The following is a 1,500-nucleotide window of genomic DNA, read 5'->3' on the forward strand; positions in this document are numbered from 1 at the left end:
TCGCTTTTAAATCTAAAGCTGATTGTGCAGCAGCTGAAACGGGTTTGTTCGCATCAGAAGTATTATCAATGTTTGCTAATCCCACCATCGTTTTATCAATTCCCGAAACGGTTCCTGTGAAAGTGGGTGAAGCTAAATTTGCCTTCAAATCTAAAGCAGTTTGCGCTGCCGTAGAAACTGGTTTGTTCGCATCGCTAGTGTTGTCTACATTCGATAATCCAACCATTGTTTTATCAATTCCAGAAACAGTTCCTGTGAAAGTGGGTGAAGCTAAATTTGCCTTCAAATCTAAAGCAGTTTGAGCAGCAGCTGAAACTGGTTTGCTCGCATCGCTAGTGTTGTCTACATTCGATAATCCCACCATCGTTTTATCAATTCCTGAAACAGTTCCTGTAAAAGTTGGTGAAGCTAAATTTGCTTTCAAATCCAAGGCTGATTGCGTTGATGCTGAAACAGGTTTGTTGGCATCGCTGGTGTTATCCACATTCGACAATCCAACCATCGTTTTGTCAATTCCCGAAACCGTTCCTGTAAAAGTTGGCGAAGCCAAATTTGCTTTTAAATCTAAAGCTGATTGTGTTGCCGTAGAAACTGGTTTGTTCGCATCGCTAGTGTTGTCCACATTTCCAAGTCCAACCATCGTTTTATCAATTCCTGAAACGGTTCCTGTGAATGTTGGCGAAGCTAAATTTGCTTTTAAATCCAAGGATGATTGCGCAGCAGCTGAAACTGGTTTGTTCGCATCGCTGGTGTTATCTACATTCGATAATCCAACCATCGTTTTATCAATTCCCGAAACCGTTCCTGTAAATGTTGGTGAGTTCAATGGTGCTTTTAAATCTAAAGCAGTTTGAGTAGCAGAAGAAACTGGTTTATTTAAATCCGAAGTATTATCAACGTTTGCTAAGCCAACCATCGTTTTATCGATTCCTGAAACCGTTCCTGTAAAAGTTGGTGAAGCTAAATTTGCTTTTAAATCTAAAGCGGTTTGCGCAGCAACTGAAACAGGTTTGTTTGCATCCGAAGTATTATCAACGTTTGCTAAGCCAACCATAGTTTTATCAATTCCCGAAACGGTTCCTGTAAAAGTAGGCGAAGCTAAATTGGCTTTTAAATCTAAAGCTGATTGTGTTGCTACTGAAGTTGGTTTATTGGCATCGCTGGTGTTGTCTATATTCGCCAAGCCAACCATTGTTTTATCAATTCCCGAAACCGTTCCTGTAAAAGTTGGCGAAGCCAAATTTGCTTTTAAATCCAAGGATGATTGCGCAGCAGCTGAAACTGGTTTGTTGGCATCGCTGGTGTTATCCACATTCGACAATCCAACCATCGTTTTGTCAATTCCCGAAACAGTTCCTGTGAAAGTTGGCGAGGCTAAATTTGCTTTTAAATCCAAGGCTGATTGCGCAGCCGTAGAAACTGGTTTGTTGGCATCGCTGGTATTGTCCACATTCGACAATCCAACCATCGTTTTGTCAATTCCCGAAACAGTTCCTGTGA

The 1,500-nt window shown here is 41.1% G+C and carries 1 protein-coding gene; it reads right to left on the reverse strand.

Translation table 11 applies throughout. The features are described 5' to 3' along the window. A partial coding sequence (locus AC061E_RS16540) for a hypothetical protein (protein ID WP_478287240.1) occupies positions 1–1,500 on the reverse strand: 1,500 nt, incomplete at both ends.

This window comes from Flavobacterium sp. GNP011 (assembly GCF_056428925.1).